This window comes from Pantoea sp. GW821-FHT03E06 (assembly GCF_059420725.1).
Map to the genome: position 1 here is coordinate 2,309,357 of NZ_JBWKUG010000001.1, position 24,869 is coordinate 2,334,225.

23 protein-coding genes are annotated in these 24,869 nt (G+C 57.3%); 19 read left to right on the forward strand and 4 right to left on the reverse strand.

The window, feature by feature from the left end; genetic code table 11:
- The first annotated feature begins 12 nt into the window (after positions 1 to 12).
- From AC07WB_RS10770 to aroQ, 3 genes are read left to right on the forward strand one after another with little or no spacing between them, the layout of a single operon-like run.
- A complete protein-coding gene (locus AC07WB_RS10770; protein ID WP_097097056.1) occupies positions 13 to 1,272 on the forward strand; it encodes a gallate dioxygenase in 1,260 nt (419 codons plus the stop codon).
- Positions 1,272 to 2,111 (forward strand): amidohydrolase family protein, encoded by an 840-nt coding sequence (locus AC07WB_RS10775; RefSeq protein ID WP_494940467.1) that lies wholly within the window; start codon positions 1,272 to 1,274, stop codon positions 2,109 to 2,111. Before AC07WB_RS10770 ends, AC07WB_RS10775 begins: the two co-directional genes overlap by 1 nt.
- The gene (aroQ, locus tag AC07WB_RS10780; protein WP_097097054.1) at positions 2,108 to 2,539 is read left to right on the forward strand and encodes a type II 3-dehydroquinate dehydratase; all 432 of its coding nucleotides are present in this window, start codon (positions 2,108 to 2,110) and stop codon (positions 2,537 to 2,539) included. The genes AC07WB_RS10775 and aroQ overlap by 4 nt, the downstream gene beginning before the upstream one ends.
- Here the strand turns inward: aroQ and AC07WB_RS10785 are convergent, their stop codons facing one another.
- Positions 2,540 to 3,766: a LysR family transcriptional regulator gene (locus AC07WB_RS10785; protein WP_494940468.1), complete on the reverse strand. Its 1,227-nt coding sequence runs from the start codon at positions 3,764 to 3,766 to the stop codon at positions 2,540 to 2,542.
- A gap of 128 nt (positions 3,767 to 3,894) precedes the next feature.
- Here AC07WB_RS10785 and galB point away from each other — a divergent pair, with 128 nt between their 5' ends.
- The 8 genes from galB to AC07WB_RS10825 all read left to right on the forward strand — a co-directional run bounded on the left by galB (position 3,895) and on the right by AC07WB_RS10825 (position 11,357).
- Entirely contained in the window at positions 3,895 to 4,635 is a 741-nt protein-coding gene (galB, locus tag AC07WB_RS10790; protein WP_494940469.1) for a 4-oxalmesaconate hydratase, read from the forward strand.
- Complete coding sequence (locus tag AC07WB_RS10795; protein ID WP_345829457.1) at positions 4,632 to 5,345, forward strand: 4-carboxy-4-hydroxy-2-oxoadipate aldolase/oxaloacetate decarboxylase; 714 nt, start codon at positions 4,632 to 4,634, stop codon at positions 5,343 to 5,345. Before galB ends, AC07WB_RS10795 begins: the two co-directional genes overlap by 4 nt.
- Before the next feature lie 3 nt (positions 5,346 to 5,348).
- On the forward strand, positions 5,349 to 6,437 hold the full coding sequence (locus AC07WB_RS10800; protein WP_494940470.1) for a 4-oxalomesaconate tautomerase: 1,089 nt from the start codon (positions 5,349 to 5,351) through the stop codon (positions 6,435 to 6,437).
- A gap of 3 nt (positions 6,438 to 6,440) precedes the next feature.
- Entirely contained in the window at positions 6,441 to 7,325 is an 885-nt protein-coding gene (locus tag AC07WB_RS10805; protein ID WP_494940471.1) for an NAD(P)-dependent oxidoreductase, read from the forward strand.
- Between the two features lie 115 nt (positions 7,326 to 7,440).
- Positions 7,441 to 7,896 carry a GlcG/HbpS family heme-binding protein gene (locus AC07WB_RS10810; RefSeq protein ID WP_494940472.1) on the forward strand — a complete coding sequence of 152 codons (456 nt, stop codon included), beginning with the start codon at positions 7,441 to 7,443 and terminating at the stop codon, positions 7,894 to 7,896.
- Positions 7,897 to 7,911: 15 nt separating this feature from the next.
- Positions 7,912 to 8,439 carry a sugar dehydrogenase complex small subunit gene (locus tag AC07WB_RS10815; protein ID WP_097097048.1) on the forward strand — a complete coding sequence of 176 codons (528 nt, stop codon included), beginning with the start codon at positions 7,912 to 7,914 and terminating at the stop codon, positions 8,437 to 8,439.
- Positions 8,432 to 10,033, forward strand: coding sequence for a GMC family oxidoreductase (locus tag AC07WB_RS10820; RefSeq protein WP_345829451.1), 1,602 nt, complete (start codon positions 8,432 to 8,434; stop codon positions 10,031 to 10,033). Before AC07WB_RS10815 ends, AC07WB_RS10820 begins: the two co-directional genes overlap by 8 nt.
- Positions 10,034 to 10,043: 10 nt before the next feature.
- Positions 10,044 to 11,357: a c-type cytochrome gene (locus AC07WB_RS10825; protein WP_494940473.1), complete on the forward strand. Its 1,314-nt coding sequence runs from the start codon at positions 10,044 to 10,046 to the stop codon at positions 11,355 to 11,357.
- A gap of 45 nt (positions 11,358 to 11,402) precedes the next feature.
- On the opposite strand, the gene flhE is transcribed toward AC07WB_RS10825, so the two are convergent.
- The 3 genes from flhE to flhB are packed head-to-tail and all read right to left on the reverse strand — an operon-like array spanning position 11,403 to position 15,041.
- The gene (gene flhE, locus AC07WB_RS10830; protein WP_494940474.1) at positions 11,403 to 11,810 is read right to left on the reverse strand and encodes a flagellar protein FlhE; all 408 of its coding nucleotides are present in this window, start codon (positions 11,808 to 11,810) and stop codon (positions 11,403 to 11,405) included.
- The gene (gene flhA / locus AC07WB_RS10835; RefSeq protein ID WP_345829446.1) at positions 11,810 to 13,897 is read right to left on the reverse strand and encodes a flagellar biosynthesis protein FlhA; all 2,088 of its coding nucleotides are present in this window, start codon (positions 13,895 to 13,897) and stop codon (positions 11,810 to 11,812) included. Before flhA ends, flhE begins: the two co-directional genes overlap by 1 nt.
- The gene (gene flhB, locus AC07WB_RS10840; protein WP_494940475.1) at positions 13,890 to 15,041 is read right to left on the reverse strand and encodes a flagellar biosynthesis protein FlhB; all 1,152 of its coding nucleotides are present in this window, start codon (positions 15,039 to 15,041) and stop codon (positions 13,890 to 13,892) included. The genes flhA and flhB overlap by 8 nt, the downstream gene beginning before the upstream one ends.
- An 833-nt stretch (positions 15,042 to 15,874) precedes the next feature.
- Between flhB and AC07WB_RS10845 the strand changes: the two genes are divergently transcribed.
- The 8 genes from AC07WB_RS10845 (at position 15,875) to AC07WB_RS10880 (ending at position 24,865) form a co-directional block, all read left to right on the forward strand.
- On the forward strand, positions 15,875 to 16,369 hold the full coding sequence (locus AC07WB_RS10845) for an SH3 domain-containing protein (protein WP_176519169.1): 495 nt from the start codon (positions 15,875 to 15,877) through the stop codon (positions 16,367 to 16,369).
- A gap of 84 nt (positions 16,370 to 16,453) precedes the next feature.
- On the forward strand, positions 16,454 to 17,668 hold the full coding sequence (gene icmH, locus AC07WB_RS10850) for a type IVB secretion system protein IcmH/DotU (RefSeq protein ID WP_097097042.1): 1,215 nt from the start codon (positions 16,454 to 16,456) through the stop codon (positions 17,666 to 17,668).
- Positions 17,668 to 19,782, forward strand: coding sequence for a type VI secretion system membrane subunit TssM (tssM, locus tag AC07WB_RS10855; RefSeq protein ID WP_097097697.1), 2,115 nt, complete (start codon positions 17,668 to 17,670; stop codon positions 19,780 to 19,782). Before icmH ends, tssM begins: the two co-directional genes overlap by 1 nt.
- Positions 19,783 to 19,795: 13 nt before the next feature.
- On the forward strand, positions 19,796 to 20,494 hold the full coding sequence (tagF, locus tag AC07WB_RS10860) for a type VI secretion system-associated protein TagF (protein ID WP_345829441.1): 699 nt from the start codon (positions 19,796 to 19,798) through the stop codon (positions 20,492 to 20,494).
- 33 nt (positions 20,495 to 20,527) lie between these two features.
- Positions 20,528 to 21,643 (forward strand): type VI secretion system-associated FHA domain protein TagH, encoded by a 1,116-nt coding sequence (gene tagH, locus AC07WB_RS10865; protein ID WP_400456110.1) that lies wholly within the window; start codon positions 20,528 to 20,530, stop codon positions 21,641 to 21,643.
- A complete protein-coding gene (locus tag AC07WB_RS10870) occupies positions 21,640 to 22,416 on the forward strand; it encodes a PP2C family protein-serine/threonine phosphatase (RefSeq protein WP_494940476.1) in 777 nt (258 codons plus the stop codon). Before tagH ends, AC07WB_RS10870 begins: the two co-directional genes overlap by 4 nt.
- A gap of 13 nt (positions 22,417 to 22,429) precedes the next feature.
- A complete protein-coding gene (locus AC07WB_RS10875; RefSeq protein WP_345829439.1) occupies positions 22,430 to 23,380 on the forward strand; it encodes a hypothetical protein in 951 nt (316 codons plus the stop codon).
- 66 nt (positions 23,381 to 23,446) lie between these two features.
- Positions 23,447 to 24,865 (forward strand): serine/threonine protein kinase, encoded by a 1,419-nt coding sequence (locus AC07WB_RS10880; protein ID WP_097097037.1) that lies wholly within the window; start codon positions 23,447 to 23,449, stop codon positions 24,863 to 24,865.
- Positions 24,866 to 24,869 lie beyond the last annotated feature (4 nt).

Consider the following 24,869-nt stretch of genomic DNA (forward strand, 5'->3'; position numbering starts at 1 on the left):
AGGTCACAACTCATGGCTAAAATCATAGGCGGTCTGGCAGTTTCTCATACCCCCACCATTGGCTTCGCGGTCGATCACAACAAACAGCAGGAAGGCGCATGGGCGCCAATATTCGATGGCTTTGCGCCGATGCAGCGCTGGCTGGAAGAGAAGAAACCGGATGTGCTGCTGTATGTGTTTAACGATCACGTTACCTCGTTCTTTTTCGATCACTACTCGGCCTTTGTACTGGGCATTGATGATGAATATGCCGTCGCCGATGAAGGTGGCGGACCGCGCGATTTGCCGCCGGTAAAAGGCCATGCGGCGCTGTCGCAGCATATTGGTGCCAGCCTGATGGCCGATGAGTTCGATATGTCATTCTTCCAGGACAAAGCACTGGATCACGGGCTATTTTCTCCGCTTTCGGCGCTGGCACCGTGGCAAGGCGGCTGGCCAATGCAGGTGGTTCCGCTGGCGGTGGGCGTTTTACAGTTCCCGATTCCAACGGCGCGCCGTTGCTATAAATTGGGTCAGGCGCTGAAACGCGCAGTGGAGAGTTTCCCGGAGGATCTTAAGGTTGCGGTGGTGGCGACCGGTGGCGTTTCTCATCAGGTGCACGGCGAGCGCTGCGGCTTCAATAATCCAGAATGGGATGCGCAGTTTATCGATCTGCTGATCAACGATCCTGAACGCCTGACCGAAATCACTCTGGCGGAATACGCCACGCTCGGCGGTCTGGAAGGTGCGGAAGTGATTATGTGGCTGATCATGCGCGGTGCGCTGTCGGCTAACGTCGAGAAGTTGCATCAGGACTATTATCTGCCTTCGATGACCGGCATCGCCACGCTAATCCTCGAAAACCAGTCGCGTGAGGCACCGGTAGATGTACATCAGCGCCAGCGCGACAAGATTAATCTGCAGCTGAGCGGTGTGGAAAAACTGCCAGGCACCTATCCCTTTACCCAGGCGCGCAGCCTGAAAGCGCTGCGAATCAACCGCTTCCTGCACCGCATGATTCAACCTGAATGGCGTAAGCGGTTCCGCGAAGCCCCGCAGGCGCTGTATCAGGAAGCGGGTTTAACCGCTGAAGAGCAAGCGCTCATCACCCAGCTCGACTGGCGCGGCATGATCCATTATGGCGTCAGTTTCTTCCTGCTGGAAAAACTCGGCGCGGTGGTTGGCGTCTCTAACCTGCATATCTACTCGGCGATGCGTGGCGAAACGCTGGAGCAGTTCCAGCAGACGCGCAATCAACAAGTGCTCTATTCGGTGGCGGGGAAAGCAGACTGATGTTTACGCAACCGGTCATCGACTGCCATCACCACGTTTTTGACCCTAAAAACTTTCCCTGGGCGCCCGAAAGCGCCTATAACCCAGACGGGCACGAGCTGGCAACGCCGGATTACTATCGCGCCGTGATGCAGGCCTACAACATCCGCCATTCGCTGATTGTCGGTCCAACCTCGGGTTACAACACTGACAACCGCTGCCTGCTGGATACCATCAAACGCGGTGAAGGCCGTTTTAAGGGCATTGCGGTTACGCCGCGTGATGTGGATAGCGATACGCTCGCCTGCCTGAAATCACAGGGCATTGTCGGTGTAGCGCTTAACGTGGCGATGTTGGGCACCGAACCGTTTATTCAGCTGGATGGCCTGATGGGCAGGCTAGCGGAGCTGGATCTGTTTGCCCAAATCCAGGTGCAAAACGACCAGCTACTGGCACTGATGCCGCTGCTGTCACGCACCCGCACGCGCCTGCTGATTGACCATTCGGGTCGGCCGGATGTGGGCGCAGGCTTAGCACAACCGGCGTTTCAGGCGCTGCTGTCGCTGGCCGGTCAGCAACGCACCAGCGTCAAGCTCTCCGGGCTGGCGAAATTCTCCCGCCAGCCGTATCCCTTTAGCGATGGTCATCCTTATTTGCTGGCTTTGCTGGACGCTTTCGGTGCGGAACACTGCATGTGGGGCTCGGACTGGCCCTTCCTGCGCGCTACTGAACGCATGGATATGGGCACGCAACTGCTGCTCATCGAACAGCTGATCCCCGATGAAAAGAGCCGCCGTCAGGTGCTGTGGCACACGCCGCAGCGGCTGTTTGGTTTTACTGAATTACAGGAGTCACGATGAGAACCATCTATGTTTTGAACGGCCCGAACCTCAATTTACTGGGCACCCGCGAGCCGGAAACCTACGGCTCCGACACGCTGCAAAGCGTGGAAGCGCTATGCCGCGCAACGGCGGAAGAGCTCGGCGTGGCGATTGAGTTTCGTCAGACCAACCACGAAGGTGAAATGATCGAGTGGATACAGCAGGCACGCCTACAGGCGCAGGCGCTGGTGATCAATCCGGCGGCATGGACGCACACCTCGGTAGCGATCCGCGATGCCGTTACCGGCGTGGCACTGCCGCTATGGGAAGTGCACATTACCAACGTGCACAAACGTGAACCCTTTCGTCACCACTCCTATCTTTCGGACGTGGCGCAGGGTGTGATCTGCGGCTACGGTATACGCGGCTACCGCTATGCGTTGATGGAAGCGGCGCGCGTAAGCTGACTATTCACCCTGCCCGCACACTTCACGCAGGCAGCGGATCAACGCATCCGCTGCCGGAGAGTGCAGGCAGCCTGCGCGCACCGTCAGCCCGATGGCGCGTTCGGTATCCGGCAACGGCACCGGCAACGCCACCAGCGCGCCGGAGGCCAACTCAACTTCCAGCTGATGGGCGGAGACGGCCGCCAGCATATCGGATTGCAGCAGCAAGCCACGCACCAGTGCCAGATCGCCGGTTTCTACCACCGGATCCGGCGCCGGAATGCCCATCGCCTGGAAACTGTTATTCAGCAGATAGCGCGCTGGCGTTGCCGAACGCGGCAACACCCAACGCGCAGCGCGCAGATCGTCGGTAGCAATCTCACGTCCCACCAGCGGATGATCGTGGCGCGCCAGCAACACCATACGCTCTGAGAACAGTGTTTCTCGCGTAACGTCTAGCGCCTCTTCATCGCGACGCAGCGCACCAAAGATAAAATCAACATCGCCGGAGCGCATTTCCGCGGCCAGCACGCCAAAGGCGCTTTCACTGGTCACCACGCGAACCCCCGGATAACGCGCCGTCAGCATCACGATCGCCTGCGGCAATATCCGCGTGCGACCCAGCGGCAAGGCACCGACGCGCACTGTCCCCTCCAGAATCCCACTACGCGCGGCAATATCAGCCGGAATATGGCGCAGTTCATTCAGCGCACGTCGCACGTTAGGCTCGATTTCCCGTCCAGCGAGTGAAGGCATCATGCCTTGTGGCGTGCGTTCCAGCAGCGCGATACCTGCTCCATTTTCCAGCACGCGCAGTGCGGCACTCACTGCAGGTTGGCTGAGTTCGAGACGCGTCGCCACCGTCTGCATATGTCGTGTCTGACATAAGGTGATAAAAATTTGCAGGCGCCGCACGTTGAACAACCACAGCGGTTCGGCATCGTTACGCTGTGCGCCACGCCCCTGCAGTTTAGCCAGGCGCTGCGGTACCTGATGCAGCTCCTCAATCGCGCGTAAGGCGCGCGGCAGTACACATTTGCCGAAGTCAGTCAGCATCATGCCGCCAGCGTGGCGCTCAAACAGCGTGACGCCTAACGTGACTTCCAGGTCGCGAATGGCGCGCGTAATCGCCGACTGGGTGCGAAATAATTCATCTGCCGCACGAGAGACACTGCCCTGTGCTACCACCTGACAAAAGGCTCTGATTTGCATCAAGTTTGTCAGTTCCTGACTCGCATTTTTCGCCATCTTTCCCTGCCCACTTTCTCCACCGATCGATGTCGCAATATAAATAAAACGCATACCCGCTGCAATCAAATGAATTATCCGCACCGCGCCCGCAGTGACAGCATGGAAAAAACAGCGGAGGACTAAGCATGACCGAAAATACAGCTAAAAAAACCGCGCTGGTGGTCAGCGCGCACTCAGCAGATTTCGTCTGGCGCGCGGGTGGCGCCATCGCGCTTCATCATGCACAGGGCTACACGGTGCACGTTGTCTGTCTCTCATTTGGCGAACGCGGTGAATCGGCCAAGCTGTGGCGTAAAGGGGAGATGAGCGAAGAGAAAGTGAAAACTGCCCGGCGCAGCGAGGCGCAGGCGGCGGCCGACATTCTGGGGGCCAGCATCGAGTTTTTTGACCTTGGCGATTATCCGCTGCGTGCCGACAAAGAAACCCTGTTCCGCCTGGCCGATGTTTATCGTCGGGTGCAGCCGCACTTTGTCCTGACCCACTCATTGCAGGATCCCTACAACTACGATCACCCGATGGCCACGCACCTTGCGCAGGAAGCGCGCATCATCGCCCAGGCTGAAGGTTATCGTCCGGGCGAAAAAATCGTTGGCGCACCGCCGGTTTACTGCTTCGAACCGCATCAGCCAGAGCAGTGCAACTGGAAACCGGATGTGCTGCTGGATATCACCTCAGTGTGGGATAAAAAATATCAGGCGATTCAGTGCATGGCCGGGCAGGAACATCTGTGGGAATACTACACGCGCGTCGCACAGCAGCGCGGCGTGCAGGCCAAGCGCAACGTCGGGATCACCAGCCAGCGCGATATCGTTTATGGCGAAGGCTATCAAAGCATCTTCCCACGCGTAACGGAGGATTTGGCATGAGCCTCATCGGTAAAAAAGGCGTGGCGGTGCGCACTATTCAACGTGCTGCTGCTGCAGATATCGACGCCCTGGCCCGCTCAGGTGTCGCCACCGTGCACGAAGCGCAGGGGCGCACAGGCTTGCTCAATCCCGCCATTCGCCCCATTCAGCAGGATTGTGGCATTGCTGGCAGTGCAATCACCGTGCTAGTGGCACCAGGCGATAACTGGATGTTCCACGTGGCGGTGGAATTGTGTCAGCCGGGCGATGTGCTGGTGGTAGCGCCCACTTCACCGTGCAGTGACGGCTTTTTTGGCGATCTGCTGGCAACCTCGCTTCAGTCACGCGGCGTACGCGGACTGGTGGCGGATGTGGGGGTGCGCGATAGCCGCACGCTGCGCGCAATGGGTTTCGCGGTCTGGTCGCGTGCGGTGTATGCGCAAGGCACCGTGAAAGAGACGCTCGGTTCGGTCAATGTCCCGCTCGTGTGCGCCGGACAGCTGGTCTGGCCCGGTGACGTGATCGTGGCCGACGACGACGGCGTGGTAGTGGTGCCACGCAGTAACGCCGCCAGCGTGGCAGAAAAAGCGCGTCAGCGTGAAGCGCTAGAGGAGAGTAAACGCGCCCGCCTGGCAGACGGTGAGCTGGGGCTGGATATTTACCAGATGCGCCCGCGCCTGGCGGAAAAAGGCCTGCGCTATCTCGACACGCTTGATCAACCGGAGGAGTAAGCCATGCGCCAGCGTCGCATTCCCTGTTTATTGATGCGCGGCGGCACCTCAAAAGCCGCCTGCTTTCTGGCGCAGGATCTGCCAGCCGATCCCACGGCGCGTGACCGGGTGCTGCTGGCGGTAATGGGATCGCCTGATATTCGCCAGATAGATGGCCTGGGTGGCGCCGATCCGCTGACCAGCAAAGTGGCGATCGTCAGCGCGTCCAGCCGCGACGATGCCGATGTCGACTACCTGTTTGCCCAGGTCAACGTCGATCAACCCCGCGTCGATTACGGGCAAAACTGCGGCAATATTCTCGCTGCCGTTGGGCCCTTCGCGGTCGAACGCGGGCTGGTTGCGGCGGGCCGTGAACGCACCACGGTGCGCATCTTTATGCACAATACCGGGCAAATTGCCGAAGCAACATTCGCCACGCCCGGCGGGGAAGTCGACTATGACGGCGAACTGCGCATTGACGGCGTACCGGGCACGGCGGGCGAGATCGCCCTCACCTTTAACGATATTGCGGGATCGAGCTGTGGCGCCCTGCTGCCGACCGGTCAACCGCGCGATCGCTTTGACGGCATCGACGTCACCTGCATCGACAACGGTATGCCGGTAATCCTGGTGCGTGCTGCGGATGTCAATCGCAGCGGCTATGAAAGTCGCGAAGCGTTGGATAACGACAGCGAGCTGAAACAGCGGCTGGAGTCGATTCGCCTGCAGGCCGGGCCGCGCATGAATCTGGGTGATGTCAGCCAGCGCACGGTGCCGAAAGTGACCCTACTGGCTGAGGCACGCCACGGCGGCGCGATCAGCTCTCGCACCTTTATTCCCCACCGCTGCCACGCCTCGATTGGCGTGCTCGGCGCGGTGAGCGTCGCCAGCGCCTGTCTGATCCCGGGTAGCGTCGCCGACGGCCTGGCGCGCACCAGCGATGCGCCTCAGCAGCGCCTAAGCGTGGAACACCCGAGCGGTGAGTTCAGCGTACTGCTACAGCGCAGCGGTGATAACCCACTGGCGGGCTGCGGTTTGCTGCGCACCGCACGTGCGATTTTTGCCGGTGAAGTGTTGATTCCAGCGGCGATCTGGCCTTTCAGCAAGGAGTAGTTGATGAACATCACTTTTATCGGTTTTGGCGAAGCGGGCGGCATTCTGGCCCATGACTTACAGGCGCAGGGCAATGCGATAACGGTATGGGATCGTAAAGCCCTTGAGGCGGAGAACCTGCCCGCGCTGCAGCAAAAAGCGCAGCACAGCGGCGTGCGGCTGGCCGACTCACTGGCTGAAGCGTTGCGGGATGCCGCGCTGGTGCTCTCCACGGTGACCGCATCGCAGGCGCTAAACGTGGCGCAGCAGGCCGCACCGCTATTGCGGGCCGGGCAGCATTTTCTCGATCTTAACTCAGTGGCGCCGCATACCAAACGTGCCGCGGCTGAAGCGATTAACGCCGCCGGTGCCAGCTATATTGACGTGGCGGTAATGGCGCCGGTACCGCCCAAGCGGCTGGACACCCCGCTGCTGATCGGCGGCGTTCAGGCAGCTCAAGTACAGCTGCTGCTACAACAGCTCGGTTGCAACAGCCGCATGCTGGGTAGCGAAGTGGGTGAAGCTTCGGCGATCAAGATGTGCCGTAGCGTGATGATTAAAGGATTGGAAGCGCTGACCACTGAATGCCTGAGCGCAGCACGACAGTACGGCGTCGAGCAAGCGGTACTTGACTCGCTGCACGCCAGTTTTCCTTCGCTGGGCTGGAACGATCAGCTGCCGCACTACCTGATTAGCCGCGTGGCGGAGCACGGCCAGCGACGTGCGGAAGAGATGCAGGAAGTGGTGAAAACACTGCAAGACGTCAAGGTGCCGGCCGCGATGAGCGCAGCAATTGTTGCGACACAGCAAGGGCTGATAGATGCGTTAAACGCCCGCTCCCTGCGCTATCAACAACTGACACCGTTTATCTGGCAAGAGACGCTGGATAAGATCTATCCACCTCAATGAGTTATACGGAAAGCGGTATGCGTTTTGTTTATCGGCAATTGTTTACATTTTTGCAACAGCGTAGCGTAAGCGAGACGAGAAGCACGTTTAAAACAATAAATATCGGAAGCAAAAAATGAAGAGTAGAGCATCTGTCGCCCTTTCCCTGCTACTGGCAGCGGGCGCTGGCCAGGCCAGCGCCGCCGCGCTGGACGCCAGCCTCACCAATCAGGTTATGACCCGTGTAAAAAATAGCATCAGCGCGCAGCACAGCACCGGCTGCGTGGCCGTGGTTGATGCCAGCGGCACGCTGCTGGCCTTCCAGCGCCTTGACGGCGCCTCGCCGGGTTGTGTCGATGCCGCGATAGGTAAAGCCCGCACCTCGGCGTTGTATCACGCCCCCTCGCTGAAATTTATGCAGCGCTTACAGAGTGGCGAAACCACCGTTCTCGCCATCCCGCATGCCGTCGCACTCGGCGGGGGGTTCCCGCTCCAGCTGCAGAGTGAAGTGGTCGGTGCCGTTGGCGTCAGCACCCCCAAACAGGAACTGGATAATCAGGCTTCAGAGGCTGCCGCTCAGGCGCTGAAATAACTTTCGGGGATTTCCATGATGACTCTTTCACGCCGCCGGCTATTGACCGGCACGGCGGGCCTGCTGGTGGCTGGCGTCCTGAGGCAGGTGCTGCCCGGCAACCTCGCTTTCGCGGCACCCCCGCTGGCCGCCGCGGTTGCACCCTCCGCCAGTTTTCGCGCAATTTCCGTCACCCTCACCGGGCTGGAACAGCCGGATACGCTACTGGCACAGCGCCTGTACAGCTGGCTGCACGACCATGTCCCGCAGTTGGATAGCCAACTTGATACGCTCAGCACGCTACTGCAACAGCAACCCGTCGCCAACGGCGGCACGCTTCTGACGCTGTTGAGTACCCAACCCAAAGCCCTGAACGATCTTTATCAGGCGCTGGTTTCCGGTTGGTATCTGGGCGTCGTCGGCCCGCTGCCAAGGCCGCAGTGCATCGCCTTTGAAAATATTGTCAGCTATCAACTGGTACGCGATTCGCTGTTACCCCCGAGCTATGCGCCGGGACAACCTAACTTCTGGACGCAGCCGCCAGCAAGGAGAGCACATGTCTGATTCATTAAGCGCCGATGTGGTGGTGATCGGAGCCGGTATTGCCGGTTCACTGGCGGCACTGAAGATGGCCAACGCCGGCGCCTCGGTACTCATGTTGGAATCCGGCCCGGAGATTAAGCGCGATCGGGCAGTAGAATATTTCCGCAACTCGCCGTTTAAAGGCGATTTCACTGAACCTTACCCGCCGCAACCGTGGGCGCCGCAGCCGAAATTCATCCCCAGCGATAACAATTACCTGATCCAGAAAGGCCCGGATCCCTATCGCGCCCAATATCTGCGCGGCACCGGCGGCACCACCTGGCACTGGGCGGGACAGGCTTTCCGTCTGCTGCCTAACGATATGCGTATTCAATCACTGTACGGCATTGGCCGCGACTGGCCGATCAGCTATGCCGAGCTGGAACCCTACTACTGCGACGCCGAGTATCAGATGGGCGTTTCTGGCGACAGCGATTTGGCTTCGCCGCGCTCACGTCCTTACCCGCTACCAGGCATTCCGCTGCCGTACGGTTTTGATCGCCTGAAGCAGCGTCTCGGTCCGCTGGGTTATGAGGTTGGCATTGGTCCACAGGCGCGCAACAGCATCGCTTATGATGGTCGCCCGGCCTGCTGTGGCAACAATAATTGCATGCCGGTGTGTCCGATTGATGCGCAATATCACGGTGGTATTGCCGCCCGTAAGGCGCTGGATGCCGGCGTGAAAATTGTCACCAACGCGGTGGTGTTTCGCATTGAAGCTGACGATAAAGGGACGATTCAGGCGGTACATTACCTCGATCAAAACAAAGCGCGCCATCGCGTCACCGGCAAACAGTTTGTCCTGACGGCGAATGGCATCGAGAGCCCGAAAATCCTGCTGCTTTCCACCAGCGAACGCTATCCGCACGGCATCGCCAACCGTTCCGGTATGGTGGGCCGTAATCTGATGGATCATCCGGGATCGTCGGTGGAGTTTTACGCTGATGAACCGGTGTGGTTTGGTCGTGGGCCGATGCGGCCAGGCAGCATTAACAACCTACGGGATGGCGATTTCCGTGCTGAACGTTCGGCGCTGCGCATCGATCTGTCCAACACCTCACCGGTGCGCTATCTCACCGAACGTCTGGTGCGTCAGGGTTACTACGGCCAGGCGCTCAACGACAAACTGGCCTTCCAGGCCGAGCGTTTTGTCCAGCTGAAGTGCCTGCTGGAGATGCTGCCGGAACCGCAAAACCGCGTCACGCTGAGCAAAACGGAAAAGGATGCCTGGGGCATTCCTCGTCTCGAGGTTCATTACCGCTTCCCGGAGTACGTGCATCGCGGCTATGACCAGTCAATGGTCGACTTCCAGCGCATGGTTAAACAGATGGGCGGAACGGAGGCGATTTATAGTCCGCGCGGCGTTTACGATAACAACCAGCATATTACCGGCACCATGATTATGGGTAGTAATCCACAGGATTCGGTGGTGGATGGGCACTGTCGTACTCACGATCACCCGAATCTGTTTATCGCCGGCACCGGCATTATGCCCTCAGCGTCGACGGTCAATTCCACCCTGACCGGTACCGCGCTGGCGCTGCGCATGGCCGATAGCGTGCTGGCAAGCTTGTAAGGAGCATCCGATGAAACCTGTAGTTCTTCAGGCCGCTATCGCGCTGCTCCTGATGCAGTGTGCAGTAGCGCAGGCGGCAGACAACGACGCGCAGATTAAACGCGGTGAATATCTGGCACGCGCCAGCGACTGTACCGCCTGCCATACCGCCACCAACGGTCCACTGTTTGGCGGCGGCTTTGCCGTCAGTACCCCTTTCGGTCAGATTTGGGGCAGCAATATCTCATCCGATAAGCAGTTCGGTATTGGTAGCTGGAGTGACGATCAGTTCGTTGCTGCGGTGCGCGATGGCATTGGCAAAAACGGCGAACAGCTCTATCCAGCGATGCCGTATGACTCTTTCACCAAAATGAAGCGCGATGATGTGTTGGCGATCAAAGCGTATCTGCTGTCGATGCCACCGGTTCATCAGGCGTCACCGCAAACCGACCTGCCATTCCCGTTCAACCAGCGTTGGGGCATGCGCTTCTGGAAGTGGTTTAATTTCGAGAAGGGCGAATTACAGAACGATGCGCAGCAGAGCGCGCAGTGGAATAACGGTCGCTATCTGGTCGAGGCATTGGCGCACTGCGGCACCTGTCATACGCCGCGTAATCTGACCATGGGCATGGACAGCGATAAAGCGCTGGCCGGTGGCGATCTCGGCGGCTGGATGGCGTACAACATTACCCCGGACAAACAGGCAGGCATTGGCAGCTGGAGCCAGCAGCAGCTGGTGACCTACCTAAAAACCGGCTTTGTTGCCAATAAAGCCAGCGCCTCTGGCCCGATGGCAGAAGCGATTGAGCACAGTCTGCAATATCTGCCGGACAGTGACCTGCAGGATATCGCTACCTATTTGCGCACCGTTAAGCCACAGCCGGATAAGCAGCAAAGCCAGCCGCGCGACAGTTGGGGACAGCCCTCAACGGCGCTGATTGCTCTGCGCGGCGCAGACGACGGCACGCGCAACGCGCAGCCCGGCGCGGTGCTGTTTGCCGGTAACTGCGCCAGCTGTCACGGCGCGGAAGGTGCGGGATCGGGCACGGGCTTCCATGCTTATCCATCGCTGTTCCATCACACCAGCACCGGCGCGGCAGATGGGCGCAATGTGGTATCCGTGATCCTCAACGGCGTGCGCCGCCATATGCGCGCAGGTGAAGTGTTTATGCCCGCCTTTGCGCCGGAGCTGAGCGATCAGCAGGTGGCTGACGTCAGTAATTTTGTCAGCCAGCAGTTTGGCAATCCGGCCGCGGCTAAGGTGAGTGCAAAACAGGTTAAGGCATTGAGGCAGGATGCAAAGCTGGCTTCGCCCCCCATCTTTAGTCAGGGGGATAAACCTTAAGCGTGGCTATCGGCGGCACGACAAGCGTCGCCGATAGTTTAAGGGCTACTGATAATTTACCGTCACTTCACTGCTCACCACGCGCAAGCCCGGCGGCAATGCGCCCTGGCCCTGAAAACCAAAGGCCAGATGCAACGTCTCTTCCGCGGCAACGTTGGCTAAACCGCGCGTACTGCCGCTGGCCCCTTCGATTTCGACACAGCGATCGGCGGCACATAAGCGCACCACCAAACCCGACGGCGCAGGACGGCTAAGCTGATAGCGCCAGTTCACTACGGAAATAGTGCCCGGTGCGGATGACGGCGCACGCAGCGCCGGCGTTTTCATCCAGTTACCGCGCACGCCGAGACTCGGGCCGCTGGCGTTGGCGGTCCAGGCACCGCCGGCCGCATTGGCAGCGAGCGGCAACGCTATTATCGGTAACATCATTAATGCCCAGCACCAACGGCGCATTACTTGCCTCCAATGGTGGCTGTCATGCGGATCTGCCGGTTGTCGGTCAACTCCATGTTCGACAGCACGATCAGCTGTGGCAGATTGCGACGCAGGAAGCGCGCCAGCAGCGCACGCAGCGGATGGTTCACCAGCAGCACCGGCGGAGCGCCGACCATCTCTTGCTGCTGCAGCGCACCTTGCGTCTGCACCAGTAAGCGATCCGCCAGGCCCGGCTCCAGTCCACCGCCGCCCTGCAGCGCCTGCAGCAGCAAGCGTTCCAGCGTGGCATCAAGGCCAATCACCTGCACCTCGCCATTTCCTGGGAACCACTGCTGGGTAATCGCGCGTCCCAACGCCACGCGCACCACGCTGGTTAGCTCCTGAGGATCGTTCTGTACCGGCGCATGTTCCGCCAGCGTTTCGATAATGGTGCGCATATCACGAATCGACACGCGCTCGGTCAATAGATTTTGCAGCACTTTATGCAGCGTGGTTAAGGTGATGACACCCGGCACCAGATCTTCCGTCAGTTTCGGCATCTCCTGCGTGACGCGATCCAACAGCTGTTGCGCTTCCTGACGGCCAAACAGCTCGCTGGCGTACTGGCCAATCAGATGATTAAGATGAGTCGCCACCACGGTGCTGGCTTCTACCACGGTAAAGCCTTGAATTTGCGCCTGCTCTTTCAACGCGCTATCAATCCAAATCGCCGCCAGACCAAAGGCTGGATCGACAGTCGGCTCACCCGGCAACGACCCCGCTGCGGTGCCAGGGTTGATCGCCATCCAGCGGCCCGGGTAGGCATCGCCGCTGCCAATTTCCACACCTTTCATCAGAATACGGTAGCGCGCAGGCGGCAACTCCATGTTGTCACGGATATGCACCACCGGCGGCAGGAAACCGACCTCCTGTGCCACCTTCTTACGAATACTGCGGATACGCCCCAGCAGTTCGCCATTTTGCAGGTGATCGACCATCGGAATCAGACGATAGCCCACTTCCATGCCCAGCGAATCTTCCAGCTGTACGTCGGTCCAGGAGGCCTCGACGGTGGCTGGCGTCTCTTGGGTTTTTACCAGACTGGCAGATTCCGCCGGTTTCTTCGGCTGCATTTCGCGCCCGCGCAGCCACCAGGCCAGGCCCAGTAAGCCAGCGGTAAACAGCAGAAAGACAAAGTTCGGCATGCCCGGAACCAGACCGAGTAAACCGATAACGCCGCCGCTCAACATCAGTACGCGTGGATTTCTAAACAGCTGGCTCACCATCTGTTCGCCAACATCCTGATCGGTGCTGACGCGCGTCACAATTACACCCGCAGCCGTTGAGATCACCAGCGCGGGGATTTGCGCCACCAGGCCGTCACCGATGGTCAATAGCGTATAAGTTTCACCGGCGTGACCGAGATCCATGCCGTGCTGCACCACGCCGACCAACAAACCGCCGATGACGTTGATCACCATAATCAGAATGCCGGCGATGGCATCACCGCGCACGAATTTACTCGCACCGTCCATCGAGCCGTAGAAGTCCGCTTCCTGTGTTACCTCACTACGACGGCGCTTGGCTTCATCTTCACCAATTAAACCGGCGTTTAAGTCAGCATCAATGGCCATCTGCTTACCAGGCATACCATCAAGCACAAAACGCGCGCCCACTTCGGCGATACGCCCCGCACCCTTGGTGATCACCATAAAGTTGATGATGACCAGGATGATAAACACCACAATACCGATGGCAAAGTTACCGCCAACCAGGAAGTGGCCAAAGGCTTCTACCACGCGTCCGGCCGCATCGGCGCCGGTATGACCGTCCAGCAAAATGATTCGGGTAGAGGCAACGTTTAGCGCCAGGCGCAGCAAGGTGGAGAAAAGCAGAATGGTTGGGAATGCTGCGAACTCCAGCGTGCGCTGGGTGAACATCGCCACCAGCAGCACCATGATCGACAGCGCGATGTTAAAGGTGAACAGCAGGTCGAGAATGAATGCAGGCAACGGCAGCACCATCATCGAGAGGATCAGCATGATCAGTACCGGACCAGCCAGTACCTGCCACTGCGTGTCTTTAAAGTTGCTCGGTAAACGCAGCTTCTCGGCTAAGTTAGCCATCGTTTCTGTTCTCTCCTGCAAAGTCCATGTCTGCCGGCACCGGCAGGTTTTTAGGTTTATTTGGAATCAGGCCGCCTTCGCGCTTCCAGCGTCGCAGCTGCCAGACCCAGGCCAGCACTTCTGCCACGGCGGCATAGAGTGCGCCGGGAATAAACTGGCCGATTTCCGTGTGTCGATACAGCGCGCGCGCAAGCGGCGGCGCCTCAAGAATGGGAATACGATGCTCTTTGGCTAATTCGCGGATTTTCAGCGCAATATCACCCGCCCCTTTGGCAACCACTTTAGGAGCACTCATCTTGCCTTCCTGATATTTTAGGGCCACCGAATAGTGAGTGGGGTTGGTGACGATAACGTCCGCTTTTGGCACGTCGGCCATCATGCGGCGCCTTGCGGCAGCGCGCATCGCCTGACGAATACGCCCTTTAACGTGCGGATCGCCTTCGTTTTGTTTATGCTCGTCGCGAATTTCCTGACGCGTCATGCGCAGCTTTTTGAAGTAGCTATACAGCTGCCAGAACACGTCAAAGCCAACCATCGGGAATAATCCCAGCATGACCAACCCGCAGCTGGCGGCCATCATTGATAAGCCGTGATGCAGGGCGTTAATCGGCGGTTCACTCATCAGCCGCAGCATCTCTTCCCAGTGGCTCCAGATGTACCAACCGGCAACCAGCCCAACCAACACCGCTTTCATAATCGACTTTACTAACTCTGCAGCGGTTTGGCCGGAGAACATGCGGCCAATACCGCTCAACGGATTGAGCTTCTTGAGGTCGAGCTTGATGGATTTACCGCTAATGTTGAGGCCGCCCAGCGCCATCGGTCCGGCAATCGCCACCACCACAAGGCCGCCCATCAGCGGCAGTAGCGCAATCATGGCCTGCTTAATCAGGCTGCCAATGTGCCCGATAATGACCTTGTCATCGTTCACCATGCCGTGATCGAAACGGAAACCCGTGGCGACCATGCTCGCCAGCCGCTCTGCCATGCTGTTGCCGCCTACCCATAAAATCAGCAGTCCAATCAACAGCATCATCACTGAAGTCAGCTCGCGCGAACGCGGAATCTGCCCTTCCTCACGCGCCTTCTCAAGTCGGTGGGGGGTGGGCGATTCTGTTTTGTCCTCGTTACTCTCTTCAGCCACAACGCACCTCAGCGGGCAGGAATTATGAGCATAGAATGCCAAAAGCCCACGCGGCTAAAGCGCGGATTAAAGGGGAGAAATGTGAGTTTATTTAGCCATAAGTGAAATTGCGGACGGTTATAACCGCTAAGCGGAATAAAAAAAGGCGTCCAGCCACATGCGCGCAACATGGGCAGGACGCCTTTATCCAAAGCACTCGATTCACGCTTAACGAGAAACAAATGCACAATGTCAGTAAAGGTATTGCAAAGTGTGTGCCAAAGGCTAAATGCGTGATGCAGGCCGCTCAAGCAGGAAGAAATGAATTGATTGATAGAAATGTGCACTATCTGGGCGCGCCAACTGCACAGGCTTTGTGCAGCACGGCGATCTGCGTCCACTATCCTTAAGCAAAAGCCATGCCGTGCTACGCTGAATGGCGTGCAGAAAACGCCCGGAAATTCCGAAATTTTGAAAATTGTTTCGCCGGGCAATCTTTTTTAACCCCGATAAATAGATTAATCTTATTTACCATTTTTAATTGGTACTAACACCAGGCAAAAGCAACATCAGCACCGCCTTTTGCTAACCCCAACAAATAAATTAACTCAGCTTATCTTTCGCCAGGACTAAGTGTTTTATATCATCGGCCTGCGCTGCTTTTTCGCCCGGTAGCACGGGATTTCTCTTGGTGCAATGGTTTGAATTCTCAAAAGTCTTAGGTAGACTTAGTTCAGCACTATCTTTCTGTAATCTGTCTGTTTTTTTGATGGCTTTCTCGCTGCCTAATCTGCCTGCCTTAAAGGCTCGTGCCGCAGATTACTCTGCAGCTAATCTGATGAAATTTGAGGATCATGGTGAATAAGAGTCTCGTGCTTGTGTTGCTGGCGGTGTTAAGTTTGGCTGCATGTAAAGCGCCGCCGCCACCCGTTACTGATGACACGCTGGTAACCAGTGAAGTAAATGGTGTCAAACTGGTTCATCGTCATGCGGTGGCAGCACCTGGCGAATTCACGCCGGTTAATGAGAGTTATCGCGCGCTGTATGCTGCATCGGTGATGACCACGCCTGATTTTAGCGGCAAAGTGGTGCGCTATCTCGATAACGCTAAACCGTTTGAAGTGCTTGGCCGTGTTGAACACAGCTGGCTGGCCGTGGCCGATGAGCCAAACGGCCAGTTGATTGGCTATATTCCACCGAAAGCAGGCGTGGAAAGCAGCCGTTATGACGCGACCATCCGTAGCGACCGCCCGCGTCCTCGCCGTAATAGTAAACAGGTCTGTGTGGCCGTTGGAGGCGCGAGCAAAGCTTGTCGCACTAACGATACTGCGACCTGGATTTTAGACTGATAATGCAATCCGGCGCACAATGCCCGCAGATGTTTACATTCTGCGGGCTGTGATTTTCGCCCTTGCCTGGATAACCGAGATTTAATGACTCAGGATTCTTTTGCTCGCGATGGCATTGTCGCGGGCAATGATAACCTTTTGCTTAATGCCGCAGCACCGATCCTGAATGCCGTCGTCCGTATACGGCAGGCTGCCACGCATGACGATCCTGCTGGTCTGCGTCAGTTGCTGATTGAAGAGATCCGTCAATTTGAACAACGCTGTAAGCAAGCAGGCTTGCCGTTTGAGATGATTATTGGCGCGCGTTACTGTTTGTGCAGCGTGCTGGACGAAGCAGCAGCGCAAACGCCCTGGGGCACGCGCGGCGTATGGTCTGGCAATGGCATGTTAGTGACCTTTCATAATGAAAGCTGGGGCGGTGAAAAGGTGTTCCAGCTGCTATCGCGCGTGTCACAAAGTCCGCAGCAGCATGTGTGGCTGCTGGAGGTGATCCACTATTGCCTGCTACTCGGTTATGAAGGCCGTTATCGCGGCAGTGAAAGTGGCCGGGCACAGTGTGAAGCCATCCGCAAACGGTTGGCGCAATTAATTGCTGAAAACCGCCCATCCAGTGCCGAGCCCGCCGTGCCCTTAGTGGAAGTGCATCCACTGGTGAGTACATTAACCCGCCCGATGGTGCCGCTCTGGGCCTGCATTACCTTAGCCGCGCTGATTGCCAGCCTGATTTATAGCGGGCTTAACTGGCGGCTGGGTAATGCGGCTGAACCCTTGCTACGTAACATTTATCAAACGCCACTGCCGCAAATCACTCCGGGACGACGTCCCACCTCACCCCAAGCCCTGCTCGATTTGCATCAACGTCTGAATGATGTCATTGCCGCGGGCCAACTGGAAGTCAGCGACGGTGCTTTTGGCAGCAAAGTGATCATCCCCGCTGACAAGCTGTTCGCCAGCGATGGCACCGTCGTGAATCAGGTCGGTCGTGCCCTGCTAGCACACGTTGCCAGCGCCATGAAAACCGTCAAGGGCACGGTGCTGGTGTCGGTGTACACCGATAATAGTCCGGTGGATGGCCGCTTCGCCTCAAGCTATGAATTCTCTTTTGCCCGCGCGCGCGCGATTACACAGCTGCTTAATCCACAATTAGCCGAAGGTCACAGCGTGAAAGCGGAAGGACGTGGTGACAGCAATCCGCTGCTGCCCAACGACAGTAATGAAAATCGTGCCCGTAATCGTCGGGTTGAAATTACCCTGTTTGCCACTCCGGAAACACTCGGCAATCATCAGGGAGGCCAATGATGCGCGCGTCACTGCAACATCTGTTAACCCATCGCCTGCTGTGGAGCCTGATTGGCGTCACGGCGCTGAGTTGCGTGCTGTGGATGCTTGGACCGCTATGGAGCTGGGGCGATACGCGCCCGCTTGAGCCGGTACTTCCGCGCCAGCTGGCGGTAGGAATGCTGTTCTTGCTCTGGCTGCTCTTCCAGTTTATTCCTGCGCTGTGGCGCGGCTGGTTCAATAGTAAATTGCTTAATCGCCTGCAGCAGATGAGCCATGAAGAGTTGTCCGATCGTCAGGCGACGGACACGCTGCTGGCCCAGCGCTTCAGTGAAGCTGCACTGCGTTTGAAACGCACCCAGTTTGGTCGCCGTCATCAGCAGAGCTGGCTGGCACGCTTTCAAAGCCATTACCTGTATCAGCTCCCCTGGTACGTCATGATTGGCGCACCGGGTGCCGGTAAAACCACGGCTTTACTGAACGCCGGGCTTGAATTCCCGCTCACCGACAGTCTCGGCAAGGCCGCCATTCGCGGCGTTGGCGGCACGCGCCATTGTGACTGGTGGTTTACCGATAGCGCAGTGCTGATCGATACCGCAGGGCGTTACGCCTTACAGGAGAGCCAGCGTGCCCGCGATGGCGCTGAGTGGCAGAGCTTTATCAATCTACTGAAGCGCTATCGTACCCGTCAGCCGATCAACGGCGTGATCATGACCATCAGCGTCTCTGACCTGCTCACCGACTCGGCTGAAGCACGTCATGCCCAGGCCAGCGCACTGCGTGAGCGCATGGCGGAGTTACATCAGCATACCGGCATTCATTTTCCCGTTTACGTGATGGTGACCAAAACCGATCTGCTGAAAGGGTTTATGAGTTTCTATGGTAATCAGAGCAAGCCACAGCGTGATGCTATCTGGGGTTTTACCTTTCCCTGGGAACCCGGTAAGCCGCATAAAGAGGATTGGCATCGCAGCTTCGGCCAGCAATATCAGCATTTAGAGCAGCGTTTGCAGCACCAGCTGGCAGACGTGATGGCCAGTGAACGCGATCTCACGCAGCGTGCCGACAGCTTCCTGTTCCCGCAAGAGTTCAGTTCGCTGCGTCCCCTGCTGAATGAGTATCTCGACGTGGTATTTTCCAGCCATCAGGAGCCGATAGCCTGGTCACCGCGCGGCCTCTTCTTTACCAGCGGGACGCAGGAGGGTTTACCCTTTGATCGCATCATGGGTGAGCTGAATCGCAAGTTACAGCTGCCCCATACCGGTGAGAGCAGCCTGGCGGCCTGGGATAGCGTCAATCGCAGCAGCCCGATTCCCGGCAATAAAGGACAAAGTTTCTTTATTCGCGATTTACTCAGCGATCTGGTATTTCGTGAAAGTGGCCTTGCCGGCAGCAATCGCCGTTGGGAATATCGTAATCGCCTGTTCCACTGGATTGGCTATGGTGTGCTAACGGGCGCTCTGCTATTGCTCTCCTGTTTGTGGCTGACCAGTTACATTCAGAATCAGCATTATTTAGATCAGGTGGCTGAGCGCATCGGTCCGATTACGGTTCAAAGCCAGCAGGTGATTCATCAGCCCGCCGATAATATTTTTGATCTGCTACCCTTCTTAAATAACCTGGTAAAACTGCCGTTGTCTGAGCGCTTTTCCCTCGACAATCCACCGCTTACCATGCGCGTTGGCCTTTATCGCGGCACCCAGGTGAGCGATGCGGCCTGGGTGCTTTATCAAAATGCACTTAAGTCTTTACTGTTGCCCCGCGTAGCACAGCAAATCACCAATCTGCTGCGTGACGACCCGGGTAACGATAACGAATACAGTCGTAATGCGCTGCGTGCCTATCAGATGTTGTATCAGCCACGTAATTATGACGGTGAATTTCTGCGTGGCTGGCTGATGCAAAATCTGCAGCGGTCATTGCCTAACGAGGTGAGCGCGCGCGATCTGCAGCAGCTCGACTGGCATCTCAGTCAGCTGCTGGATCAGCAAATACAGTCTTCGCCTTATGCGCGTGATAACGCTCTAATGATGCGCAAGCTTGCGGAGAATCTGAAAAATGCCGGTGAAAGCAGCAATACGCTGGCGATCACGCCGCGCGTCGTTTCGCAGCGATTGACCAGACACAGTGAGTAATGGTGAGGTAACGATGCCGAAACACACTGCGCCAGGCTGGTATGGCAAACTACCGGCAACCGGCGATTTTTTGCGCCAACGTCTCAGTGAAAATACCGTGACGCCCTGGAGCCACTGGTTTCAGCAGGGTTTGGTGCACTGGCATCAACAACCTGAGGCCAGCACGGCACAATTTCTACGCGCGCCGGTATGGAACTTTGTTCTGCCGCTTTCCCCTCTGCGTCAGCAGGTACAGATGGGCTGTTTGTTGCCCTCCAGCGATCGTGTAGGACGCGCATGGCCGCTGTTAGCTCTGCGCAGCTTCCCTCTCAGTCACTGGCACAGCTCGCAGCTGGCGATGTCCGGCGACTGGTTTCAGGAACTGGGAGCGCTGCTGATGAGCGCAGTGCGCGATCGGCTCAATCCCGATGCTTTAGAGCAGAAAATGCAGCAGCTGTCGCCGCTGATGGTGCCGGATACGCAGCGCAGCGACATCATGGATGTGATTGGTTTTGCCGATCTGCCCTGCACGTTAAGCTGGCGTGAAGTGGCCGACAAATTTGATCCGCAGCAGCACATGAGCTACTGGTGGAGTAATCGCAGTGACGGTTTTAGTCATGCCACACACAAGCATAGTGGTCCGCTGACTGCACAACTGTTTTCGTTATTGTTTAACCCGGCGTCTGGTGCACAGCCGGGCCGCAACGGCCTCTATCCACCCATGTTTGAATAGGCCGCCGCGTTTGCCTTATTAACGGGATGACTCATGCAATTTACCATTGTGCAGTGCAATACGGATGTGCCGGCAAAAACGGTTGCGTTCAAACCGCCCGGCGGCACCATCGGCCGTAGCCAGGATAACGACCTGGTGCTGCCAGACGAATCGCGGGCGATATCACGTCTGCAGGCACTGGTGCACCTTTCTCCTGAGGGGGAATGCCGTTTAACCAACCAGGGAAGCGTCACGTCGGTGGTGCTGAATGGCGTCGCGCTGCAACGCGGTACGCAAGTCGCGTTGCAGGATGGTGATACGCTGCAAATTGGTGAGTACCAGCTTGAAGTTCGCGATCCCAACACGCTCAGTGCGAGTAAGCAGGACGATCCGCTGGCTTTCTTTACCGATAACGCTGACGACCCGCTCGGCATGTTGCAGCAGCCGGAAGTCATTCCCGAACCGGCAGCACGTAGTGAGCGCCGTAACGATCCCCGCCTGGCTATCGATCCGCAAAGCGATGCCCCCACGTTACCCAATGTGTTGCCCGGTGCCAGCCAGGACAAGCTGATTGCTGCGCTGCTGGAAGGTATGGGGCTGAACAACGGTCACCAGACCACGATTACCGAGGAGCAAATGCGGGTTACCGGCCGCATGCTGAGCCTGTTTTCGCAAGGTACCGTTGCCCTGCTCTCCTCGCGCTCGATTCTGAAGCGCGGGGTGAAAGCAGATATGACGATGATCCTTAACGAAGCCAATAATCCTTTCAAAATCCTGCCTTCGGGCAAAACCGTGCTGATGCAGATGTATCAGAGCCAGATGCCTGGCTTTATGCCGCCAGAACCGGCGGTGCGCGACGCGTTGGTGGATTTACAGGCGCATCAGCTCGGCATGATTGCCGGTATCAGGGCCATTATCGCCGCAATGCTGCAATCGTTTAATCCTCAGCGTCTGGAAGAAGAAGCGCGCAAAGATGGTGTGTTGCCGAAGCTGGCGTTAAGCAGCGGGCGTAAAGCAGCATTGTGGGACTATTTCTCACGCCACTACCAGCGTACCGCAGGCGAGATCGAAGATGACTTCCACACGCTATTCGGGGAGGCCTTCTTGCATGCCTACGATATGGAAGTGAATCAATATAAAGATTCCCAAACGCGGACCGAAGACGCATGAAGATGATGTTTGCCAGTCGTTGCCAGCAAGGTATGCGCGACGAGAATCAGGATCGTACCGGCGTCGAGCTGGACGATAGCAGAGCCTGTTTTCTGGTGTGTGACGGTGTTGCCGGCTTGCCCGGCGGTGATATGGCGGCGCAGCTGGTGCGCGATACCCTGCTGAAGCAGCTGCAGCGCAACGCGAGCTTCACGCCAGACAGCACGCGCGCGGCGATAGAACACTGTCAGCAGGTGTTGATTGAGGCACAGGGAAACAATCCGAATTTTTCACGCATGAGCACCACCCTCGCCGCCCTGTTTATCGACCGCGAAAAACAGCTCGCATGGTGGGCGCACGCGGGTGATAGCCGGGTTTATCACTTCCGTCATGGGGTGCTAAATCAGGTGACGCGTGACCACAGCCTGGCCCAGCAGTTACGTGAAGCAGGCTATGAAAATACCGGCATTAACAGTAATTTACTCTATAATGCGCTCGGTGTTGAACCGGCGCGTCCGCCCACGTTTAGCGAAGTGATTTCGCTTACCGATGGCGACGCGTTTCTCGTCTGCAGCGACGGATTCTGGCTCAATCTCACCACCCACGAAATGGAACTTGCACTGCGCATGGTAAATGCCTGCGAAGAGTGGCTGACTTTGATGGAACAAGCCGTTAACCGCAGTGTAAAAAGCGACAATCTCAGTGCTTTGGCAGTCTGGATTGGCGAACCGCAGGAAGCGACGCTGCTTTACTCCCAGGCTGATGCGGCACGTTTTCTGCCGTCACGTTATTGATGCAAGGATTCTTATGAAAGTGTGGTTGACGGGCTTCGCAACGCTGTTGCTGGCCTTTAATGCGCAGGCAGAAGATTATCGCGTGGTGTATTCACCAAGCCTGTCATTGGAAGTCTACATTGATGACGTGGCAAGTAAGGCACCGAACGACTGGTGTAAAGAGACGCTGCCGCTGCGAATTGTCTCGGGCAAAAGCACCGACTCCAGCATTCTGACCAGCTTCTTGCCGCGCGTCGGTACGCTGCTGGCAAATCAATGCGGCCTGCTGGATGAGCTTCCCTGGCAAATGACCAATAAAGACGGCAGCGTACTAGCGAATGGCAGCGCGGCCAAATTACAGAACTGGCGTCCAATTGTAATAAACGATGCCACAGCCAGCGCAACCAGCAGCAATGCTGCACCGCTCGATCTGTCGCGTCCGGCCGATAGCACGCCGCTGCAGCACTTTGCGTTGCCAGGCGGTTGCCACTTCCGCACCTGGTGGGATGACAAAGGCGAGTCGCTCTTTATTCCCGATAATCCACAACAACACTGCTCGACGGAAGGGTGGCTGGAAGGTCCGAGTGAAATGACCTTAATGAGCGGAGGTAAAGCGCGCACGGTGGCGTTGAACTTCACTCAAGGCTATCCGATTGCTGACCTGAAATTAAGCGGCCCGCCGCTGGAAGTTGTTTCGGTAAATAACCAACGCATGATTGTTACGCGTCCGGATGCCGATGATAGCTGGCTCGTGCTGCCCTTTGATGCGCAACAACACGTATGGCGCTTCACCGGCACGCTGTTAGTGAAAATGGATAAAACCGCCGATCAGGATAGCGATGTGCTGAAAAAGCGGGTTGAAACGTTACGCGGCGTTTGGTTGCCGCAATTTATGCCACAGCAAAAAGTGACTGTGTTACTGATTGACACCCTGCATGCGGATCTCGCCGATCCGGCGATTGGTGCCTGGCGTAACATTAATTAATTAGCGGTCGTTGCCTGCCGTCAGTCACCTGACGGGGCGCTACAGGACGTGTTCAGAGAGTTCACTATGTCGGCAAACGAAAACCATACACCCAACGCCCTTCCTGCGGGCTACCGGTTTAATGAATTTGAAATCAAGGAAGTGATTGGCGGCGGCGGCTTTGGCATTGTTTACCGTGCCTGGGATCATCAGCTGGAGCGCACCATCGCCATTAAAGAGTACATGCCGGTATCACTGGCGGTGCGCGCGGCAGACATGTCGCTGGAACTTCGCGGGGAGCGATTCCACAAATTATTTACGGCCGGGCGTAACAGCTTTATTCAGGAGGCGCGGCTGCTGGCGCGCTTCAATCATCCCGGTTTGCTTCACGTACTCCGTTTCTGGGAACAGAACGGCACCGCCTATATGGGGACGCTGTATTACAGCGGGATGACGTTAAAAGAGTGGCAAATCACCAGCCCGGACAGCATTGATGAAGGCTGGATCCGTCGCCTGTTGCCGCCGCTATTTGGCGCTATTGACACCATTCATGCTGGCGGTTATCTGCATCGCGATATCTCACTGGATAACATCCAGATTCAGGAGAACCAGCTGCCGGTATTGCTTGATTTCGGATCAGCGCGCAAAGAGATTGGTAACCTTTCTGACGAAACCGAGATCATGCTGAAGCCAGGCTTTGCCCCGATTGAGCAGTACAGCGAAGAGGGTGAAATCGAGCAAGGTCCCTGGACGGATATTTATGCGCTGGGTGCGGTATTGCACAACCTGATCACCGGTCATGCGCCGCCGGTTAGCGTGGTGCGCTGCATTGAGGACAACTATCAGCCCCTGGTTGAACGCAAACCGGAAGGCTATTCTCTGCCGCTGCTGCACGCGATTGACTGCGCATTGGCGATGAAGCCGAAAGATCGTCCACAAAGCATTGATGCGTTTGCCAACCTGATTGATTTACCGGTCAGCGATGTTGAGTCTCTGTCGACAACGCTTCCGGTCGCTGCTGAGCCGATCCCGCCCGTTGAGCCATTAGCCGCCCCACCAGAGCCTCAGGTGCTGGCGGTGAATCACGGTGCTGCCGCCGTTGAACCCTTAACGCCGCGCAACGTACGCCGTTTGTCCCCAGGTTTAGTCGCTGCCGCGGTCATTGCCGTGTTAGCCGTTATCGGCGTGGTGTGGAAAACCAATCATCACAGCGAAACGCCGCCAGTGGCTGCCACAACTTCACCTGCCACGCCTGCTGTCGCCGATAATAAAGCGGTGGCGAGCAGTGCGCCAACCATGGCGACGGTTTATCTGCGTTTGCAGGCGGGTGAAAACGTGATGCTGAATGGTGAGGCGAAGGATGTGAAACCTTCCAGTAGCGGTTTTGCCTCGCTGAATCTGGCCGCTGGGAGTTATCGCATTGAAGTGCATAATGGTAGCCAGGTGCACAGTCAATCCTTGACCATCGACAAGCCGGGAACCTGGCTGATCAATCCTGCGCAGTAACGAG

Coding starts and splice junctions, on each gene's coding strand:
- AC07WB_RS10770 (WP_097097056.1), top strand. CDS start 13: ATGGCTAAAATCATAGGCGGTCTGGCAGTTTCTCATACCCCCACCATT.
- AC07WB_RS10775 (WP_494940467.1), top strand. CDS start 1,272: ATGTTTACGCAACCGGTCATCGACTGCCATCACCACGTTTTTGACCCT.
- aroQ (WP_097097054.1), top strand. CDS start 2,108: ATGAGAACCATCTATGTTTTGAACGGCCCGAACCTCAATTTACTGGGC.
- AC07WB_RS10785 (WP_494940468.1), bottom strand. CDS start 3,766: ATGGCGAAAAATGCGAGTCAGGAACTGACAAACTTGATGCAAATCAGA.
- galB (WP_494940469.1), top strand. CDS start 3,895: ATGACCGAAAATACAGCTAAAAAAACCGCGCTGGTGGTCAGCGCGCAC.
- AC07WB_RS10795 (WP_345829457.1), top strand. CDS start 4,632: ATGAGCCTCATCGGTAAAAAAGGCGTGGCGGTGCGCACTATTCAACGT.
- AC07WB_RS10800 (WP_494940470.1), top strand. CDS start 5,349: ATGCGCCAGCGTCGCATTCCCTGTTTATTGATGCGCGGCGGCACCTCA.
- AC07WB_RS10805 (WP_494940471.1), top strand. CDS start 6,441: ATGAACATCACTTTTATCGGTTTTGGCGAAGCGGGCGGCATTCTGGCC.
- AC07WB_RS10810 (WP_494940472.1), top strand. CDS start 7,441: ATGAAGAGTAGAGCATCTGTCGCCCTTTCCCTGCTACTGGCAGCGGGC.
- AC07WB_RS10815 (WP_097097048.1), top strand. CDS start 7,912: ATGATGACTCTTTCACGCCGCCGGCTATTGACCGGCACGGCGGGCCTG.
- AC07WB_RS10820 (WP_345829451.1), top strand. CDS start 8,432: ATGTCTGATTCATTAAGCGCCGATGTGGTGGTGATCGGAGCCGGTATT.
- AC07WB_RS10825 (WP_494940473.1), top strand. CDS start 10,044: ATGAAACCTGTAGTTCTTCAGGCCGCTATCGCGCTGCTCCTGATGCAG.
- flhE (WP_494940474.1), bottom strand. CDS start 11,810: ATGCGCCGTTGGTGCTGGGCATTAATGATGTTACCGATAATAGCGTTG.
- flhA (WP_345829446.1), bottom strand. CDS start 13,897: ATGGCTAACTTAGCCGAGAAGCTGCGTTTACCGAGCAACTTTAAAGAC.
- AC07WB_RS10845 (WP_176519169.1), top strand. CDS start 15,875: ATGGTGAATAAGAGTCTCGTGCTTGTGTTGCTGGCGGTGTTAAGTTTG.
- icmH (WP_097097042.1), top strand. CDS start 16,454: ATGACTCAGGATTCTTTTGCTCGCGATGGCATTGTCGCGGGCAATGAT.
- tssM (WP_097097697.1), top strand. CDS start 17,668: ATGCGCGCGTCACTGCAACATCTGTTAACCCATCGCCTGCTGTGGAGC.
- tagF (WP_345829441.1), top strand. CDS start 19,796: ATGCCGAAACACACTGCGCCAGGCTGGTATGGCAAACTACCGGCAACC.
- tagH (WP_400456110.1), top strand. CDS start 20,528: ATGCAATTTACCATTGTGCAGTGCAATACGGATGTGCCGGCAAAAACG.
- AC07WB_RS10870 (WP_494940476.1), top strand. CDS start 21,640: ATGAAGATGATGTTTGCCAGTCGTTGCCAGCAAGGTATGCGCGACGAG.
- AC07WB_RS10875 (WP_345829439.1), top strand. CDS start 22,430: ATGAAAGTGTGGTTGACGGGCTTCGCAACGCTGTTGCTGGCCTTTAAT.
- AC07WB_RS10880 (WP_097097037.1), top strand. CDS start 23,447: ATGTCGGCAAACGAAAACCATACACCCAACGCCCTTCCTGCGGGCTAC.